This is a genomic window from Paenibacillus sp. J23TS9, from assembly GCF_018403225.1.
GTDB lineage: Bacteria > Bacillota > Bacilli > Paenibacillales > Paenibacillaceae > Paenibacillus_AQ.
This window is the reverse complement of the sequence record NZ_BOSG01000001.1, coordinates 404,146-421,065: the sequence shown is the minus strand read 5'-3', so window position 1 is coordinate 421,065 and position 16,920 is coordinate 404,146. Positions and strand designations below refer to the sequence as shown.

General features: G+C 46.8%; 14 protein-coding genes and 1 other annotated feature. Of the genes, 3 read left to right on the top strand and 11 right to left on the bottom strand.

Annotation, left to right across the window (positions count from 1 at the left end; genetic code table 11):
* Nucleotides 1–89: 89 nt before the first annotated feature.
* From KJS65_RS02025 to KJS65_RS02005, 5 genes are all read right to left on the bottom strand, one after another.
* Nucleotides 90–380, bottom strand: coding sequence for an Fpa/YlaN family protein (locus tag KJS65_RS02025; RefSeq protein WP_136606411.1), 291 nt, complete (start codon nt 378–380; stop codon nt 90–92).
* Between the two features lie 130 nt (nt 381–510).
* The gene (locus tag KJS65_RS02020; protein WP_213648348.1) at nt 511–756 is read right to left on the bottom strand and encodes an HPr family phosphocarrier protein; all 246 of its coding nucleotides are present in this window, start codon (nt 754–756) and stop codon (nt 511–513) included.
* A gap of 107 nt (nt 757–863) precedes the next feature.
* Nucleotides 864–1,979, bottom strand: coding sequence for an aminopeptidase (locus KJS65_RS02015; RefSeq protein ID WP_213648347.1), 1,116 nt, complete (start codon nt 1,977–1,979; stop codon nt 864–866).
* Nucleotides 1,980–2,092: 113 nt separating this feature from the next.
* Entirely contained in the window at nt 2,093–2,923 is an 831-nt protein-coding gene (locus tag KJS65_RS02010; protein WP_213648346.1) for a hypothetical protein, read from the bottom strand.
* Nucleotides 2,924–3,031: 108 nt separating this feature from the next.
* Nucleotides 3,032–5,020, bottom strand: a complete 1,989-nt coding sequence (locus KJS65_RS02005; RefSeq protein ID WP_213648345.1) for a sensor domain-containing diguanylate cyclase — start codon at nt 5,018–5,020, stop codon at nt 3,032–3,034.
* A 503-nt stretch (nt 5,021–5,523) separates the two neighbouring features.
* Here KJS65_RS02005 and rpsD point away from each other — a divergent pair.
* Nucleotides 5,524–6,123 carry a 30S ribosomal protein S4 gene (gene rpsD, locus KJS65_RS02000; protein WP_213648344.1) on the top strand — a complete coding sequence of 200 codons (600 nt, stop codon included), beginning with the start codon at nt 5,524–5,526 and terminating at the stop codon, nt 6,121–6,123.
* A 79-nt stretch (nt 6,124–6,202) separates the two neighbouring features.
* Here rpsD and tyrS read toward each other — a convergent pair whose 3' ends face one another.
* A complete protein-coding gene (gene tyrS / locus KJS65_RS01995; protein WP_213648343.1) occupies nt 6,203–7,456 on the bottom strand; it encodes a tyrosine--tRNA ligase in 1,254 nt (417 codons plus the stop codon).
* A 55-nt stretch (nt 7,457–7,511) separates the two neighbouring features.
* Nucleotides 7,512–7,747 (bottom strand) — a binding site (T-box leader).
* Between the two features lie 141 nt (nt 7,748–7,888).
* Between tyrS and KJS65_RS01990 the strand changes: the two genes are divergently transcribed.
* Entirely contained in the window at nt 7,889–11,011 is a 3,123-nt protein-coding gene (locus KJS65_RS01990; protein ID WP_213648342.1) for a penicillin-binding protein 1A, read from the top strand.
* A gap of 185 nt (nt 11,012–11,196) precedes the next feature.
* On the opposite strand, the gene acsA is transcribed toward KJS65_RS01990, so the two are convergent.
* A complete protein-coding gene (gene acsA / locus KJS65_RS01985) occupies nt 11,197–12,921 on the bottom strand; it encodes an acetate--CoA ligase (protein WP_213648341.1) in 1,725 nt (574 codons plus the stop codon).
* Nucleotides 12,922–13,308: 387 nt separating this feature from the next.
* Between acsA and KJS65_RS01980 the strand changes: the two genes are divergently transcribed.
* A complete protein-coding gene (locus KJS65_RS01980; RefSeq protein ID WP_213648340.1) occupies nt 13,309–13,941 on the top strand; it encodes a GNAT family N-acetyltransferase in 633 nt (210 codons plus the stop codon).
* An 89-nt stretch (nt 13,942–14,030) separates the two neighbouring features.
* Here the strand turns inward: KJS65_RS01980 and KJS65_RS01975 are convergent, their stop codons facing one another.
* The 4 genes from KJS65_RS01975 to KJS65_RS01960 form a co-directional block, all read right to left on the bottom strand.
* Complete coding sequence (locus tag KJS65_RS01975; RefSeq protein ID WP_213648339.1) at nt 14,031–14,729, bottom strand: 5'-methylthioadenosine/adenosylhomocysteine nucleosidase; 699 nt, start codon at nt 14,727–14,729, stop codon at nt 14,031–14,033.
* 112 nt (nt 14,730–14,841) lie between these two features.
* Entirely contained in the window at nt 14,842–15,852 is a 1,011-nt protein-coding gene (gene ccpA, locus KJS65_RS01970; protein WP_136607036.1) for a catabolite control protein A, read from the bottom strand.
* Nucleotides 15,853–15,945: 93 nt separating this feature from the next.
* Nucleotides 15,946–16,290 carry a bacillithiol system redox-active protein YtxJ gene (ytxJ, locus tag KJS65_RS01965; RefSeq protein ID WP_213648338.1) on the bottom strand — a complete coding sequence of 115 codons (345 nt, stop codon included), beginning with the start codon at nt 16,288–16,290 and terminating at the stop codon, nt 15,946–15,948.
* A 106-nt stretch (nt 16,291–16,396) separates the two neighbouring features.
* On the bottom strand, nt 16,397–16,834 hold the full coding sequence (locus KJS65_RS01960; RefSeq protein WP_213648337.1) for a hypothetical protein: 438 nt from the start codon (nt 16,832–16,834) through the stop codon (nt 16,397–16,399).
* Nucleotides 16,835–16,920 lie beyond the last annotated feature (86 nt).

The following is a 16,920-nucleotide window of genomic DNA, read 5'->3' as shown; positions in this document are numbered from 1 at the left end:
AATAGTTATTGCAGCTTTACCCTACAAAAAAAGCATGGACTCCATATGGAGTTCATGCTTTTACCATGTAAACCCGTAAAACAGGCTTATTATGCTTCCTTGTTATTCAAGGCCTCGTAAAGGATGGCCAGATTACGTTCAAGCTGGCTGACAAGCTGTTTGCCAGTAAGTTCAGGCAAAAGTCCAGCTCTTACCGCAAAGTCAACTTGTCTTGAAAATCCGTACATCTGGGTGTCCAGCACTTCCTCATAGAGAGGGCAATAGCGGGTTGCCAGATTCTCCATTTGTACTTCGATCAGCTTCTGTATTTTATCTGCATCTTCTTGCAGAAGACTAATTGCTTTCATGTTCAACTGTTCCTGCAGCTCAGAAGAAGTCATGCATCTTCCCCCCTATGTCCAAAAGTCACACCCTCGTTCTCTTCTCTAATATTAGACGAAATCAGTGCCCAATACAAGAACCTGCAAAAAAAAGCGTCCCACCGTATTACGGTAGGACGCTTTTCCAAGTTTATTCTTCTACAAGCTCAACTTTGAGGCTGTGTTTAGCAAACACTTCCTGCATAGCCGCTTTAGCCTCATCCGCATCCGGTCCATGAACGTGAAGCTCATAGCCTTTATTGCTAACAAGGGTCGTAAACAAACCCAGAATGCTCTTTACATCAATGTACTTGTTGTCAGCCTGAAGCACGATTGACGAAGTAAACTGGCCCGCCGTTTGGGCGATTTCCACAACAGCTGCATTATTACTGGACATAGTGATCCCTCCGTAGCTTTGATATCAGGTATAATATCATTTTACCACTATCATGATACATTGAATCCGCTTTCCGGCGCAAGGGATTTCTATGTTATTTTTGTAGATTAAACCAATTGGTCCGGGTTCAGGCCTTTCAGCTCATCAATTACGAAAATACCGTCTTTGCGGATCAACACATCGTCAAAATAGATTTCGCCGCCGCCGTAATCCGGACGCTGGATCAAAACGATATCCCAGTGAATGGACGAACGGTTGCCATTGTCGCAATCCTCATAGGCCTGTCCTGGTGTGAAGTGAATGCTGCCCGCGATTTTCTCATCGAACAGAATATCCTTCATCGGATGCAAAATATACGGGTTAAAGCCGATGGCAAACTCTCCGATATAACGCGCACCTTCATCGGAATCGAGAATTTGGTTCAGACGCTCGGTTTCGTTACTTGTAGCTTCGACAATTTTGCCGTCTTTGAACGTGAATTTAATATTTTCAAAGGTAATGCCCTGGTAAACCGTACTTGAATTGTAGCTGATCGTACCATTAACGGAGTCACGAACAGGAGCGCTGTACACTTCACCGTCAGGAATATTTTTCTCGCCGGCGCATTTAGTCGCACCGATGTTTTTGATTGAGAAGCTGAGATCTGTTCCAGGTCCCACAATGCGGACTTTATCCGTTTTTCTCATCAGCTCGGCAAGAGGATCCTGTGCCTTGTCCATTTTGGCATAATCCAGATTGCACACGTCAAAATAGAAGTCCTCAAAAGCTTCTGTGCTCTTATTGGACAATTGTGCCATACTTGCATTCGGATAGCGGAGAACGACCCATTTGGTATGGTTTACGCGTTGCCCACTGTGAACAGGGTGGTTGTACAGCGTGTTGTACAAACGCATTTTCTCATCCGGCACATCAGACAGATCATTCACGTTTTCACCGGCACGGATACCGATGTAGCAGTCCATTTTTTTCATACGTTCCAGATCAAGCTCTCCCCATGTCTTTACCATTTCTTCTGTGGCATTCATGAGCATGGCGCGCTGAACCGAACGGTCCGTCAACTCGACAAACGGATTACCTCCGCGTTTATGTACCTCTTCGATTACCGCTTTTAGCAAATCACGCTCATTACCGATCATTTCGACCAGAACATTTTCACCCGGCTGAACGTTTACTGAATAGCCCACCAGATTTTCCGCAAGCTTCTTAATTCTTGGATCACGCATATGTCTATTCCTCCCAAACCCCGCACAAAAACTTTTTTGAACAAAGGTTAATTTAGTCGTCTTCTATTGTAGCACTTTCTACCCGCTCCAGTCAGCCGAAAACCAAGAAAACCTTACGGATTAAAAGAGACGTCATTCACCAGTGTTTCCTCCTCCTCCTGGTTGTGAAGATTAAGATAGCGGATCACATTTTCAGAGGAAAGCTTAACAGGAAAACCGGTCTTTTTATCAATCGTTAAATAGTAGACCATTCCTACCTCTGAATGATCCAGCATCTGTTTGAGCTGTGCGTCCCCTTTATTCCACACATCGGCCAACTGCCGCTTTTCTTGCGCGGAGCCCGCCTGCTCCCCTGTATCAGCCTGCTGCCGGATCATTCCCATTTCCGCTTCCAGCTGCTCTGACAGCCACTGTCTGGCCGCTGCAGGCTCAAGTTCGATACGCAGCACTTTCGTACCTCGGGCAGCCCCTGAGGCCTCTTTCATTGACTTAGGCAAGCGGCTGACCGCATCCAGCTGTGCCAAAGGGTTAAACCGGGCCAAGGATGAATTAAGCGTGGTGCTGCCTTCACTGAACAAATGCACCCACTGCCCATCCTGACGACGGAATCCGGACTCGGCCGCATGGACATCCTTGATATTCACCGGTTTAGATGTCTTTACTTCAGTCGGCTGGGAAGGAAGCATGCTTCGGATCGTCAGCTTGTCGTGTTCAGTTAATCTTCCTTCATAAGACAGGCTTTCCCGGAATCCCTTCTGCGACTGCGTGCGTACCGCAGCTTCCCCGTTGAATGTAAAAGAGTCTTTTCCAGCCAGTCCACCGAGCGTCTGCTTGAACCATTCCTCCGGATTTCTATCGTTTTGCAGTAGGCTGCAGCCTGTTAAATAAATGCTCATCCACAACAAGGCAGCCATCCCGCGGTAAATTTTACTTTTTTTCATCATGTCATACCTCTTTAGTAACATTTTGCCTTAGGCTTGCCTGCGGTCTGCGCAATTATGCACTTATAACCAGAAAAAAAGAGTGTCTGCATCAAGTACAGATCACTCTCATTATTCATTCATATTTTCGATTTGAATCTGATTGCGGCCGCTGTTTTTAGCGCGGTATAAAGCCATGTCAGCCCGATAAAAGAGACTGTCCACGCTGACCAGTTCATCAATGATGCACCATTCAGCGATCCCGCTCGAAACGGTCACACCCGGGTCAGTTTCCTGAGCTACCCGCGACCGGATGACCTCGGCCACCTTCATCGCCTGGTGAACGCCCATCTGCGGCAGATATACGGCTAGCTCCTCTCCGCCCCAGCGCGCGGGAATATCCTCAGGCCTAATGGAGGTTTTCACAATCTCGCTGACCTGTTTCAGGATTTTATCGCCCTTCTGATGTCCATAGGTATCATTCACCTGCTTGAACTGGTCAATATCTACGACGATCAGAGAACCGCAAAAATCGTTCGCCTGGTATTCCTGAATCGCTTCATCCAGGTAATGGCGGGCATACATATCCGTCAGCATGTCCCGGTTAGCCATCCGTCTCAGCTCCGCATGCAGCAGCGCGTTGCTTACTGACAGACCGATATGACTCGCGAGCGTTTGCAGGAGCCGGTAGTTATCGTAGGAAAAGAAATGCGGGCTGCGGTGTGTCAGCAAAATCGCTCCCATAACCTTTCCGTTTACCGTCAGCGGCGTTGCAATTAACGATTGGGATCCAGTAACTTCCATCAGCTTGGAGGATACCTTGGTGTTCAAATGGTAGTCCGACAAAATGACCGGCTCTTTTTTCTCGAACACAAGACCACCAAAACCATAATCCCTGTTGAAAATATCTTTTGAAAGCGACGGCACGTTACAGGACATCACCTCAAGCATATTGCGCTCTTCATTGTACTGGAGAAAGCAGCTGTAGTCCGCATTAAAAATATTCAGAAGCTCTTCATTGGCGAACTGATAAATATCAGAAAGCTGAAGGCTCTGGTTCAGCCGTTGCGTCAGTTCATTGATCAGCCGAAGCTCATGGATCAATAAATTGGATTGCTCATACAGCTTCGCATTTTCAAAAGCATTTCCGGCCGTGTCAATCATCATCGTAATCAGCTGCAGATCAAGATCTTCCTTAAGCTCCCGCGTCATTTTCAAATGAAATACACCGTAAATCCCCTGCTTGCCTCCAAGCGGTATGCTCATTTCCACGTAATTCTCTTTACCGGGTTCCTTGCAGTCCTGAATCATAAGGCGTCCGTCCATAAAAGCACGTACACATATATCCTCGCCCCAGGGATGAAACACCAATGGTTTGACTTTCGGATTGCTGTGCTGATGATCCTGAGACATCAATAGACTGAGCTGGATGGACGGATACAGCATGGCAATACTGTCGATCACCTCTGTAAGTACGGTATCCACGTCAATCTGATCATGCATGCGCTGCATAATTTGAAAAAGAATCGACCTTCTGCTTGCTTCTCGTTCGGTATTCTTTTGAATCTTCATGACATCGGAGACAAATATGTATTCATAACGCCTGAAAAAACAGGAATGATAATGCAGCGCTGTCGCTTCGATCGCATCCAGCCCGGAACTGTCGGAAATATGCTTCGGCAGCACACATGCCAGTACAGAGATCACCAGCTGCCCGCTGCGTGACAAAATTGGAACCATGCAAAGAACCTGTCCCGTAAGCATCGGATAGTCCGCATGCTCTATCACGTCGTAAACCAGTTCATGGGACAGCAAACAGTGCTGGAGAAGCCCCGCATGCGGTCCTTCCAGCAGCGAATATACCATTTCCTCTCCAGAGATGTAAGCTCCCTCATGATCAATCATTGCCCACTTCGAATGCTTCGATAGAGGCAGAGAGCCGGTTTCCTTTCGCCAATCCACAAAGGACTGCTGAAGAACCTCACGGACGTAAGGTAGGTCATACTGGGAAATGTCCATCTCCTTCAGCCATAAATCAGAAGACTCGCTAGGAGACGCCACCTCAATATTTGTCTGAAATAAACTTTGATGTCTGGAAAAATCCTGTTGATGTTCTGACATAAGCAGGCGCTCCTTTACACCGTGTTAAAAGGTGTCTTGCACGGCACCATTCGATCGGAATAAAATATGAACTCATTGAATCACGAGCAGACTTTAGACTCATATATCTTAATCTTTATTTTCGCATTCAAAAAAGCTTAATTTCGTTGATGTTTTAATAACCTTATTCTACTCTCTTCAAACTAATTTTGCATCAATATTTCAGAGATTCGTCCTACTTTTTTGGGTCCAAAGCCCTATCGACAAAATTAGACGTTTCTCGATATTTATCAGGACTTGACTTCGCCCTTGCTTTTCGTATAAAATCTATTGTTGAACAAGACTGTTAGACAGTCTGAAATTTGGGCGTAACGTTGTGTCACCCTCACGTGGTTTGTTACTGATTGAACAGCGGCTGAACTTTTCTCTCAGGTGCCTTGCCGATAAGGCTAGCACAATCAACCAACCCGGCGCAAATAGAGCCCTACTTTACATTATTTGAAAATAAAGGAGTCTACTATAACATGGCACGTTACACTGGTCCTAAATTTAAATTGAGTCGCCGTCTGGGCATCTCCCTGAGCGGTACTGGCAAAGAATTGAAGCGTCCTTTTCCTCCAGGACAACATGGTCCTAACCAACGGAGAAAAGTAAGCAACTACGGTATGCAGCTCGCTGAAAAACAAAAACTGCGTCATATGTACGGTTTGGGTGAAAAGCAGTTCAGCACCCTCTTCCACAGAGCACAAAAAATGCAAGGTATCGCTGGTGAGAACTTCATGTTCCTGCTGGAAAGCCGCCTGGACAACCTCGTTTACCGTCTTGGTTTTGCTAACTCCCGTGCAGGCTCACGTCAGCTGGTATCCCACGGTCACGTTACTGTAAACGGCAAAAAGGTTGACATTGCTTCTTACATGGTGAACACTGGGGACGTAATCGGCCTTCGTGAAAGAAGCCGCAGCCTTTCTTCTATTAAAGAAGCTTTGGAAAACCGCAGCCATCTTCCAGGCTACCTGGAATACAATGATACAGCTTTGGAAGGCAAATTTATCCGTTTGCCTGAGCGTTCTGAGCTTTCCCAAGATATCGACGAAAAACAAATCGTCGAATTCTACAACCGTTAATCGTTGCTTTGAACAAATCCCGGAACCTTTGGTTCCGGGATTTTTGCCGTCTTTGCTCGATTTAATGCATTATGAGCAATTAACCCAATTTAATTTTCGCAAATTTCCGTTTACCGGATTGAATGACATCGCCATCCTGCAGCGCTACTTCCGCGTTTGGATCTTCCAGCTTCACTTCGTTCAGCCTGACTGCTCCCTGCTGGATACTGCGTCTCGCATCCGCATTAGATACAGCAAAACCTAACAAAGTCAACAGCCTGATCAAGCGTATTTTTCCATTTTCGAACTCTCCGGCGGAAATGACATGCTCTTCAATATCTTCCGGAAGGGCTCGCTGCTGGAATACCGTCACAAAATGCTGCTGGGCTGCCCCTGCCGCTTCCGTTCCATGATACATACGAACAAATGTGGCTGCCAGACGCATTTTTGCATCACGCGGATGTATGTTTCCATCATTTAATCCCTGCTTCAGCTCAGACAGTTCTTCGTTGGTTAGATCTGTCGCAAGCTCGTAGTATTTCAGCATCAGCTCATCCGGAACGGACATCGCTTTACCATAGATTTCATTCGGCTCCTCATCGATCCCGATATAATTGCCAAGGCTCTTACTCATCTTCTGAACGCCGTCTAAGCCTTCAAGCAGCGGAAGCGTAACTGCGATTTGCGCTTCGGCACTGTATTCCTTCTGAAGCGTACGTCCCATCAGCAGATTGAAGGTCTGGTCTGTGCCGCCAAGCTCGATATCCGTTTTAAGCGCCACAGAGTCCATCCCTTGCATTAACGGGTAGAAGAACTCGTGAATGCTGATCGGCAGCCCGTTGCTGTACCGTTTTTGAAAATCATCCCGCTCCAGCATTCGGGCAACCGTCACCTTTGCCCCCAAATTAATGACATCCGCAAACGTCATCGGGCTAAGCCACTCGGAGTTGTAGTATACGCGCGTCTTGTCAGCATCCAGGATTTTGAATATTTGCTTCTGGTATGTTTCGGCATTAAGCTTAACGTCTTCTTCTGTCAGCTGCTTCCGGGTTTCCGACTTTCCGGTCGGGTCACCGATTCGTCCTGTGAAATCTCCGATGATAAGCTGAACCTCATGACCCAATTCCTGGAACTGGCGTAGTTTATGCAGCACGACCGTGTGACCCACATGTATATCAGGCGCAGACGGGTCAAGGCCAAGCTTAACACGCAGCGGTTCACCCGTTACCACAGATTTCATCAGCTTTTTCTTAAGCTCCTCTTCAGGAATAGTATCTACGGTTCCCCTTGAAATTACCGCTAGCTGTTTTTCAACCAATTGCTGCTGCAGTGGTGATAAATCTTCCCACTTCATCTTTCATTCCTCCAGTACTATTCCTGTATTTAAACGCAAAAAGCTCCTTCTCATCCCAAGGGACGAGAAGGAGCACTCGCGTTACCACCCTAATTAAAGCCGTCTCAAGACAGCCTTCACTTCATTCCTATAACGGATTCTTACATCCGGTACCGGACTACTAACGTTCAACCCGCGTTCCTCCGGACGGCTCAAGACGGTAATTCAACAGGAATAGCTGCCGGTTTACACCACCCACCGGCTCTCTGACAAAGCTAATAACCTGTCTACTGAGTCTTTCTACGCCTTTAACGATATGTACTTTAGCATTATCTATAACATATGCGCTAAAAATATGTCAAATATTCTAAAAAAAAGCCCTCATTCGTTCCCTGCATTCAAAAGCCGCAAATTATGCTATAATAGTTCCGTTAAAAGGAGGAACGCACGCGAATGGTTGAAAATAACAATAAAAAACCTGATAAACAGCCTGCCCCGAGGCGCCAACGATCCTATGCCCGGATAACCGGTCTCGTTATTCTCTGGCTGCTTGTCGTTGGTCTAATGGGGGCCCTGTTTGCTGGCGGCGCCGCCATGGGTTATGTCACTTCCATCGTGAAGGATGACCCCGTCCGCTCAAGAGCTCTGATTGACCAAAAAATGAGTGAAAACTCCATTACAAGCTTTGCGTATTTTCGCGATCAGACAACACCTATCGGTCAGATTCGTACGGACGAAGACAGACGTCCTGTGGAATACAAGCAGATTCCAACTACAGTCATCAATGCGGTTGTTTCTATAGAAGACAACAACTTTTTCAATCATAATGGTGTGGATTTGAAGGGCACGCTGCGTGCCGTCAAGCAAAAGGTACTTAAGGAATCCGTACAAACAGGCGGCAGTACATTGACACAACAGCTGGCCAGGCGGGTCTTTCTGAATCTAGACAAGACCGATGACCGCAAGTTCAAAGAGATTTTACTCGCACTGCGGCTCGAGAGATTTATGACGAAAGATGAAATTTTAACTGCTTATCTTAATAAGGTTCCTTTCGGAAAGGGCTCCAGCGGATACAATCTGTACGGAATAAAAGCAGCTGCAAAAGGTATTTTCAATGTAAATGATTTAAGCAAGCTTAACATTGCAGAGGCTGCTTATCTCGCTGGTCTCCCTCAGCTTCCAACCAAATACTCCGCCTACAATTCCAAAGGCGAATTCAACCCGGACGCCTTCAAGCGGGCCCTGGATCGCCAGCATCTCGTGCTGCGGCGTATGAAGGAGGAAAACAAAATTACGGAAGCTCAGTACGCGGAAGCCTTGGCTTTTGATATCCGCAAAGCTCTGGCTCCGCGAATGGAAAAGGCATATGCCACCTTCCCGTACCTGATGATGGAAACAGAACGTGAAGCTTCGGAGATTCTCATGGAGCTGAATAACAAAGAAGCCAGCAAGAATCAGATCGATCAGACCGGGAAGGAAGACACGAGTGATCAACTCGAAGCCGCCAATCAGCAGTTGAAGACCGGTGGATATCGTGTTTATACCACGATCGACAAGCGTGTTTACAGTTCCATGCATAAGATCGGCGAAAACAAGGATAACTTTGGTCCCGACAGCAAAACCAAAGGACCGGAGCAAACCGCTGCCATGATGATCGACAATAAAACCGGCGCGATCCTGGGGATGCTGGAGGGCCGGGATTTCAACAAAGAACAGATGAACTATGCAACGCAGATGATCCGGCAGCCGGGTTCAACCATGAAACCGATTGCGGCCTACCTGCCTGCCATTGAATCCGGGGCTATCCAGCCTGCAAGTATTTTGGATGATGCACCGATCATTCTGAAGGACTACCAGAAAGGCTTCCATATCCCGAAAAACTCGACCGCGGGCTACAGCGGCTTGATGACAGCACGGACTGCCCTCAACAAATCGGTGAATACCGTTGCATTGAAGCTGTTCAATAACGTCGTCGGGATCGACAATGCCTGGGCCTTTGCCAAGAAGGTCGGTATCAACACCATTCAAAAAGAAGACTACTCGGCATCAACGGGGGTTCTGGGCGGTTTGAAATATGGTGTAACCGTCGAGGATCTAACCAATGCATATAGTTCCATCGCCAATCAAGGGACGTTCAACGATGCCTATATGATCGAGAAAATCGTCGATTCAAACGGCAACATCATATATCAGCATGAAACCAAACCCGTGCAGGCATTTTCCAAGCAAACCGCTTACCTGATGACCGATATGCTGCGCACGGTTATTACGGACGGTACGGGCAGTACAGTCCGGGACACATACAAACACTTCAAAACGATACCGATCGTCGGGAAAACAGGCTCTACCCAAAACTACGCGGACGTGTGGTTTATGGGCTTCTCGCCTGACGTTACGCTTGGCGTATGGGTAGGCTACAAGGAACCGGTCAATACGCTGACAAGCAAGCCGGCCAAGAAACGCGCACAATCCATATGGGCGCTCATTATGAATGAAGTCGCGGATAAAGAACCCGATCTATTCAAAACAGCGAAGTTCGAAAAGCCCGATGGCATCGTATCCAAAACGGTTTCCGCCTATAGCGGCAAGCTTCCAACATCCTTAACAGATAAATTTGTTACAGATCTCTTTAATATTAAATATGTTCCTAAAGATAGTGATGATGGAATCGCGAAGGCCAAGTACATCACGTATAACGGAGTCAACTATATTCCGAAGGATGAAACGCCAGATGATATGCTGAAGGAAAAAGTTGTCGTCAAACGTGAAAAACCGATTCAGGAACTCATCAAAGAGCTTGAAGCGGCATTCGCCAAAATGCGCGGAGGACATGAGCCTTTATCAACCTACATTCCGCGAGATGCAGGTGAAGATATGCCGACGGAAATTGATCCTCGAGTAGACGACGGAAGCGCCCCTACGGCTCCTTCTAGCGTCAGAATGACTCTGAATGGAAGCAAGGCAAGCATTACCTTCAGTCCGTCTGGTCAGGCTGATGTTGTCGGCTACAGGTTGTACCGCTCCCAGAACGGCGGCCCCTTCCAAAATACAGGAAGTGTCGTGCTTACAGGCAATGCGTACAACTTTAGTAATTCTGCTGATTCGGGTTCAAGCTTCTATGTCACTGCTGTGGATGTCGCAGGCAAAGAGTCAGTACCAAGTGCAACCGTCAACAGTCAGGGCAGCGGAAATATTGATCAACCTGGAGAAATTGGCGACCCTTCCGATCCAGGTGATCTCGATCCAGGTACAGATATTCCGGATATTCCGGATGGGAGCGATCCAGGGCAAGGGCCCGTAGCCGCGCCCTCCTCTCCAACAGCGCTGCAAATAGCACCGCTAGATAATGGAATCCTGTTCCAGTGGAATCCATCACGTCCTGAGGACATGGTTACGGCATATAACGTTTCATACAGTGAAAAACCTGGGGGCCCATATAACATTATTGGCTCCAGCCATGAAGCGGGCTTCCAGTTCGTCACAACCGCTCCAATGAAAGGTTACTTCCGGGTGACAGCCGTTAACGCGCTAGGTGAATCGCAGCCATCTGCTGCTTCCTTCTACGAGAAAAAGTAATTTGCATACCTGGTTTCGAGGTAGAGATCCTGCATTTGCAGGGTCTCTACTTTTTTTTATACATGAAATTCTTTCAGAATCTCAGCATCAGACGCTCAACTTAAACGCTTGTTTAGATAAAAAAGGAAGCCCCGAACATATCATCCGGTGCTTCCTTTTATTAATACATATTTATAAATTCCCTATTAATCTTCAATTGTAGAAAGATCACCCGTAGGCAATTTGAGCTCCCATGCTTTGAGTACCCGGCGCATTATCTTACCGGATCTCGTCTTCGGCAGCTTATCGCGGAATTCAATTTCGCGTGGCGCCGCGTGAGCGGAAAGTCCTTCTTTCACAAATTTATAAATTTCGTTCTTCAGCTCTTCGGATTCCTCGTAACCTTCACGGAGCGAGATGAATGCCTTAATGATCTCACCTCGGGTAGCATCAGGTTTGCCAATGACGCCAGCCTCAGCCACCGCAGGATGCTCAACCAGCTTACTCTCAACTTCAAAAGGTCCAATTCGTTCGCCGGAAGAGTTAATAACATCGTCGACACGGCCTTGGAACCAGAAATACCCCTCTTCGTCCATGTAAGCCGAGTCTCCGGAAATATACCAACCCGGAATCCGGAAGTACTCCTGATATTTGGTAGGATTGTTCCAAATTTGATTCATCATGGAAGGCCATGGTGTTTTAATGGCAAGATTCCCCATCGTGTAAGGTGGAACTTCGTTGCCTTTATCATCAAGAATCGCAGCCTGTACGCCCGGAATCGGACGGCCCATGGATCCAGGTTTAATATCCATAGAAGGATAGTTACAGATTAGATGTCCGCCGGTTTCCGTCATCCACCACGTGTCATGAATGCGCTGACCATATACCTTTTGACCCCAACGTACCACTTCTGGGTTCAGAGGCTCGCCTACGGAGAGGACATGGCGCAAGCTGCTCAGATTAAACTGGGAAATGACATCCGATCCCGCTCCCATCAGCATCCGGAATGCTGTCGGAGCACTGTACCATACTGAAACATTGTATTTATCAATGGTTCCGTACCAGTCCTGCGGACTAAATCGGCCACCGCGGATAACATTCGTTACACCGTTCAGCCAAGGAGCGAAGATTCCGTAAGAAGTACCCGTTACCCATCCTGGGTCGGCTGTACACCAGTAAATATCATCTTCACGTAAATCAAGTACCATTTTACCGGTATAATAATGCTGAACCATCGCATTCTGAACATGGAATACGCCTTTCGGTTTACCCGTCGATCCAGATGTATAATGTATAATCAATCCGTCATTGCGATCAAGCCATTCGATTTGAAGATCCGAAGAAGCTTCCTTCATTTCCTTCGCGTAGTCAGCAATTTGCTCGTCCTCGTCCACGTTGTCGCCTATGACGATAATATGTTTCAAATCAGGCAGCTCGTCACGCTTGACACGTCCCAGGAGCTGGCTTGTCGTTACGAGAGCAACGGCACCACTGTCTTCCAGACGGTCCTTGACGGCTGTTTCCATAAACGCTTCAAATAGCGGCCCTACAATGGCTCCCACTTTCAAAATGCCCATGAGAGAGAAATAGAGTTCTGGACTGCGTGGCATAAAGATAAATACCCGGTCCCCTTTGCCGATTCCGTGTTTACGAAGAACGTTGCCGAATTTATCCGACTGTTCCTTCAGATCCGCGAAGGTGTAGCTTTCATCACGCGAAGCATCACTGTATAGCAAAGCATTTCTATCTCCTCGGCCTTCCTCAACATGACGGTCAACAGCCTCATATGCCATATTGACTTTGCCTGTCGTGTACCAGCTAAAATGCTTTTCTACCTCTTCCCATTGAAACTGTGAACGTGCTTCCTCGTAATCACCCAAATTGGACGCTTGGACAACGCTTTTTAAAATTTCATTTTGATTTTGATCCATACTTTCATCCTCCCTCTGTTCTCCCAATTGATAGGGCAGCGCTTACAATCTTGTATGAGTTCATGCCATAATGACAACATACACACGTAATCAGTCTTCAAAACAAAAGCTTTTGATGATTGCTATATAAATTGAACAAAAGTTTAATCCTTCATTTTTGATTCATGTTGCTGATAAAAAAGATGGTTATCCTTCTTTAGTTTCAATTTATCTAGGTAAGCGTAAATCACATGTTACAGCAGGTCTGGCAGATGGTTAAAAAGATCAAAAGATGTGGCTATTTTATGTCAGAAATCATTATAGCATAGGATGAAAGTTCCTGCCATCGCTTTTCATTTATTTGTTTTTTTGCTATAAGTAGGATTAGAAGCAGAAAGGAGCGTCCAGATGGAACACCTTAAACTGTACCATGTACAAACCATACCTCTTGAAGAGCGCTGCCTGGTCATTGAGGGGCCGGTGCCGCCCGGAAGATTAGCAGAACTGACCATGCACCCCGATCTTGATGCTTTCCGCCGCCCGGCAGAGCAGCATAAAGCGCTCGTTGAGATTGCGGGTCTGGAAGAAGGTCGAATCATATTAACCCGGGAAGAAAATATGATTGTCGGATATGTTACCTTCCATTATCCGGACGAGCAGGAGCGTTGGTCCCAGGGCAGCATGAAGGATCTGATTGAGCTCGGAGCAATCGAGGTCGCCAATGACTACCGCTCGCTTGGCCTAGGGCAGAAAATGATCAAAACCGCCTTCGAGGATGGCCAGATGGAACAATATATCGTGTTCACGACGGAATACTACTGGCACTGGGATTTAAAGACCAGCGGTCTTAGTGTGTGGGATTACCGTAAAATGATGGAACGGCTCATGAAGGTTGTCGATATGGTCTGGTACGCAACAGATGATCCGGAAATATGCTCACATCCGGCTAACTGCTTGATGGTCAGAATAGGACGGGACGTCCCGATCTCCTCAAAGGAGCAGTTTGACCGAATTCGTTTTCAGCAGCGTTTTATGTATTAAGTCCTACTAGATAATCACAATATAAAAACAACTCCGGAAATGATTCTTCCGGAGTTGTTTCGTTACGGATAGATAGCACAGCCATCAACTTAAATATGCGAAAGCATATAATCCAAAATGGCATGGGAGCGGCGTGAGGAAGCAACGGTAAATTCAGCGAAGTTCGCGTGCGCCGAGCCGTCAGCTTTATCCGACATAGAGCGGATGATGACAAAAGGCACTCTGTTCATATAACAGACCTGAGCGACAGATGCCCCTTCCATTTCCACACATGCACCTTGCAGATGCTCATAGAACCAGGTAACCTGCTCTACACTGGCGATGAACTGATCACCTGACAGTACGCGGCCGACTATGCAGTTCACCTCACCCAGTTCACCGCAAGCCTTCTCAGCCAGAGCGACGAGCGCTGGGTCAGCTTGAAATGCCGATACCTCCTGATAAGGAATAACCCCACGCTCAAACCCAAGCGCAGTCACGTCCATATCATGCTGCAGGCATTCGGAGGAAATAACGATGTCTCCAATATTCAGTTGCGGGTGAACCGCGCCTGCCACGCCTGTGAACAGCACTTTGGATACTCCGAGGGAATCAATCAGAATCTGCGTGGTTACCGCTGCATTTACTTTGCCAACACCGGATTTGCATACGACAATATCCTGATGCTGATATGTACCTTTGTAATAACGGATTCCCGCTTTATCGACAGTCTCTGCGTTTTGCATTCCAGCCAGAAGAAGCTCAACTTCTTCGTCCATTGCCCCGATAATTCCGATCGTTTCCGGCATGTTTTCTCTTCTCCCTTATTATGATAGATTTCAGACTTAAAAAAAGCTCCCGTAAGGAGCTTTTTTCAGTATATCTTAACCTTCTCATCTCGTGTTCAAGAGACTTTGTTCCTTATTCGTTCACATGGCTTACAGATAAGCGCAGAATCGTTTCATGCGGCAAAATAACCCGAGGGTTGTCCACATTTTCCTTCTTCATCAGCTTGGTCAATAAACGCATTGCAACTGCGCCAAGATCGTACATCGGCTGTGCTACCGTAGTAAGCAAAGGACGTACCATGGAAGCCATACGTGTATTATCGACACTGATGACAGAGAAGTCGTCAGGCACTTTCAAGCCTTCGTCCTGAATGCTGTGAATGGCACCGATGCCCATTTCATCCGTCGCTGCGAAGACAGCCGTTGGCTTCTTCTTCAGACCAAGGAAATATTTCATCGCTTCTACGCCGGATTCATAGCGGTAGTTGCCAATGCGAACCAAGTCCTCTTGGTATTCAATACCTGCATTCTCCAGTGCTTTCTTGTAACCCTGAAAACGCGAATAGCCATTCGCAGGATCCTGAAGCGTGCCGCTGATCATCGCAATTTCACGATGGCCATGACGAATCAGCGTATTAACAGCATCGTATGCCGCGGCTTCATGATCGATATCGACGGACGGATAATTCCCGTTCTCATCCCGCGTCGCGCAGAGCACGATTGGAACTGCAGAGGTCTGGAAAGCCTGAATATGTTCCTCTGTTACCGTACCGCCCATAAAGAGCAGTCCGTCCACCTGCTTCTCGAGCAGTGTGTTGATGACACGGATTTCCTTTTCCTTCTTCTTGTCAGCGTTACACAAAATAATATTATAGTGGTACATGTTGGCAATATCTTCAATACCCCGGGCAATTTCAGCGAAAATAGAGTTCGAGATATCGGGAATAACGACCCCGACTGTTGTCGTCTTTTTGCTCGCAAGACCTCTTGCCACTGCATTCGGACGATATCCCAAACGTTCAATTGCTTCATATACTTTTTTCCGGGTCTGAGGCTTCACGTTGGGGTTGTTGTTTACAACCCGCGATACCGTCGCCATCGATACGCCTGCTTCACGCGCCACATCGTAAATGGTTACCGTCAAATTCCTTCTCTCCATTGCCAATAAATTTTCATTCGTCAACCCATTAAAATAATGATACGACAAATTGTCGCATTCTGCAATGATAACGCTTTACTAGCTTTCTAAATGCTGCTTCAAAGCATCCACAGTAATGTGGGAATGAGATGTATGCCAGACAGGCGCCTGATTTTTGACCAGAATCACCTGAGGGGATTCATGCTGAACACCGAGAACATCCGCCGCTTCAAGCGAAACCGGACGATCCTCCACTACATGGATTAAAGCGTATTCTACCGCTTCGTTTGGCTCTTTTTGTAAGTATGACATTACCTGCTGATGGGCCCCGGCACTGATCGGACAGCGCGTGCTGTGTTTAAAAAGAAGCAGAGGTTTATCTTTTGAGGCTTCCAATGCAGTCTGCAGCTGGTCGCTAGTAGTCAGTTTGGTCATCGTCGCCATTTGATATACATCCCCTTTTTTCGATTAAAATCCTTACTCTATCGTATCAAAAAGCTCGTGAAAAATCCAACTTACTATGAAAATAATTCTGAAAACCGTTTATGTTTCAAACATCTGCATGAAATACATTCATTTCCGGCAAAATTACAGACAGCTGCGAAAGCCTGAGCCGTATTTCCTCAAACCATGCCTCATCCTGCAGGCTTTCTGCCATTCTGTATAAATCCAGAAGCAGGTTGATGCGTTCCTGAATCTCATAATCCAACCTGCGGTTTACATTATCTTCGGAATATTCCCCATCTGCCAGTACTTCATATACCAAATTGGCCAATTCATGATAGTCGGTCAGCGAAAAGCTGGTTTTCGAAGGATCCGGACCAAGCAGATCCACGCACTTCTTCAGGTCGGGTCTCATGGAAGGAATAAGTTCATAAGTTAAACAGTGGTCGCAAACAAGCACCGGAACATGACGGATCATGACACTCCGTGTATACATCACTGTGCGAAGCTCGAGCTTCAAATTTTGCTCGCAGTTACATTTCATGGACATGTTACCACCTCAACGATTTCTATCTATCTACTCAGATGAGCGCAATATTTCAGTTGCTGTTGATATTCGCCTCATCCTCC